Raw genomic sequence first — 2,433 nt, forward strand, 5'->3', positions numbered from 1 at the left:
ATCGAACCTGCCGCCGACACACCGGTGAAGACCCCGGACGCGATCGCGGTGCCGCTGTCCTGGAGCCTCGACGTGATCGCCGAGACCGCATTGTCGATCTGCTCGTCCTGCAGATTGATCGGCGGGCCCTTCAACCAGTTCTGGACCTGCGATACACCCTCCGACGCCTTGTCGACGAGTTCCGGGGCCGAATCGGCGACCGACGGCACGATCAGTGTGATGACTCCGCCGATGACGAGGAAGAAGACGATGAGCGAGGCGGACGCGGCCAACGCCGGAGGGAGACCGACGCGCATCATCCACTTCGTGGGCGGCCACAGCACCGTCGCGACGATGATGGCCAACAATGCCGGCAGAATGATCACCCATAGCGCGGAGATCAACCAGCCCACAACCCACGCGCCTGCGGCGACGGACACGACGATCAGCGACCATTTCGCCAACCAGATTCCGCCGACACCGATGAGGTCACCCCGATCGCGCCCAAGCTTCGTTTCGGGCGCTGCCTGCTCAGTCACGTCATAGTCCTCACGTCGTGTCACTCTGCGGGCTGCAGTACTCGCTGTACCCGAGTGACTCTAACGTCTGAGAGCGTCACGTCACCGTCCGACGGCCTCGTGCGCCAGCAGCCATTGCTTGGCCGGCAGACCCCATCGAAACCCGCCCATTGCTCCGCCGATCCGGAAGACCCGATGGCACGGCACGAACAGTGCCGCCGCATTGCGCGCGCAGGCGGAGGCAGCCCCCCGAATAGCGGCAGGCCGTCCGGCCAGAGCGGCGAACTCCGAATACGTGATCGGGGAGCCGGCGGGTACGTCGCGCAGCACCTTCCATGCGTGGACGAGGAACTCTCCGGACTGCTGCGCGACCGGCACGTCGTCGATTGCGCCCAGTTCTCCGCGGTGATAGTTCTCGACCGCTCTCGTGACGCTGCCGAGATCGCCCGCCTCGCGGACGTCGGTCGGGCGAAGTGACGCGTGAATCAAGGGCGTCAACTCGCCCACCGCGGCTGTCCAACCGGAGGCAAGAACGTGACCGTCGGCGTCGACGACCGCCGTGAACGGCCCGATCGGAGTGATGGTGGTGGCGAATGCAGCAGTCATAGTCCCCTTCTTTCCAAGGCAATGCTCCACAGGTGCATCGAGACGTAGGAACGCCACGGTGCCCAGCGGTTCGAGTCGGTCAGAGTCATCCCGAGTGCTTCGGCGCCCTGTCGGACGACGAGGTCGGTGTCCAATAGAACATCGGGGTCGGCGAGCATGCGCATGACGACGTAGCGCGCTGTCCAGGGCCCGATCCCTTTGAGCGAGAGTAGGTCTCGTTCGAGCTCGTCGGCGGGGAGGGCGGTATGGAGAACGATCTTGCCCGACGCCAATGCTTCGGCGACACCGATGATCGCCTTCACTCGAGCCGTCGGGCCGGTCAGTACCTCGTGACCGTGCTCGGAAATGGCCTCGGACGTCGGAAAGAGCCTGGTGATCTCGCCGCCGAGCGGATCGTCGATCGGTGCGCCCAGCGTCTCGACCAGGCGGGCGGTATGCGTCGCCGCTGCACGTAGCGAGATCTGTTGGCCGATCATCGTGCGCAGCAGCAACTCGTCACCGTCCACGTTCCCCGGTACTCGAACTCCCCTGTGTGCTGCGATGTTCGGTGCCAGCGCCGGATCCTCTGCCAACGCGGCGTCGACGGCCTCCGGGTCGGCATCGAGGTCGAGTAGATGACGGATGCGCGCGACGGCTGGGGCGAGATCGCGCATGTCCAGCAAGCTCAGGGTCGTGTCGACGTAACCGTCTTCGATGCGCAACCCGACGATGGCGTGGCCATGGGGTAGTCGAAGCGAGCGGCGGTACAACCCGTCCGTGTAGCTTTCGCTGCCGGGTACGGCGTGCCCGCTGAGAAACCACTCGAGCCATCCGCGATCCATCGGTTGCCGGTAGGGGAGGCGAACGGTCACCGTTCCGTTGGCGGCGATGGTCTTCTTTCTCGTGGCTTCCTGACGCAGTGTGGAGGGATTGACCGCGAACACTTGCCGCACCGTGTCGTTGAACTGGCGGACGCTCGAGAATCCGGATGCAAACGCGATGTCGCTCATCGACATGTCCGTCGTCTGGATGAGAGTCCGTGCAGTGTGGGCTCGGTGTGCGCGTGCGAGCGCGAGGGGGCCGGCGCCGATCTCGGCCGTCAACACCCGGGTGAGTTGGCGCGTGGAATATCCGAGAGTATGGGAGAGCGAGTCGACACCACCCCGCTCGACGGCACCGTCGGAGATCAGCCGCATAGCCCGAGAGGTCAGGTCCGAGTGGATGTTCCAGTGCGGTGAACCCGGAGTGGCGTCGGGCTGGCACCGTCGGCACGCTCGGTAGCCCTCTTGCTGTGCGGCTGCGGCCGTCGGGACGAACGAGACGTTCTTGGCTTTGGGCGTGGTCGCCTGGC

3 protein-coding genes are annotated in these 2,433 nt (G+C 65.4%); all 3 read right to left on the reverse strand.

Features of this window, described 5'->3' with window-relative positions:
- Nucleotides 1-518: AI-2E family transporter (locus tag A2J03_RS29130; protein WP_156520648.1), on the reverse strand; the 518-nt coding region annotated here is incomplete at its 3' end.
- An 81-nt stretch (nt 519-599) separates the two neighbouring features.
- Nucleotides 600-1,103: a methylated-DNA--[protein]-cysteine S-methyltransferase gene (locus A2J03_RS29135; RefSeq protein WP_068381635.1), complete on the reverse strand. Its 504-nt coding sequence runs from the start codon at nt 1,101-1,103 to the stop codon at nt 600-602.
- Nucleotides 1,100-2,433: DNA-3-methyladenine glycosylase 2 family protein (locus A2J03_RS29140; RefSeq protein WP_068381638.1), on the reverse strand; the 1,334-nt coding region annotated here is incomplete at its 5' end. The genes A2J03_RS29135 and A2J03_RS29140, both read right to left, overlap by 4 nt.

The organism is Rhodococcus sp. EPR-157 (assembly GCF_001647195.1).
Lineage (GTDB): Bacteria > Actinomycetota > Actinomycetes > Mycobacteriales > Mycobacteriaceae > Rhodococcoides.

Coding starts and splice junctions, on each gene's coding strand:
- A2J03_RS29135 (WP_068381635.1), bottom strand. CDS start 1,103: ATGACTGCTGCATTCGCCACCACCATCACTCCGATCGGGCCGTTCACG.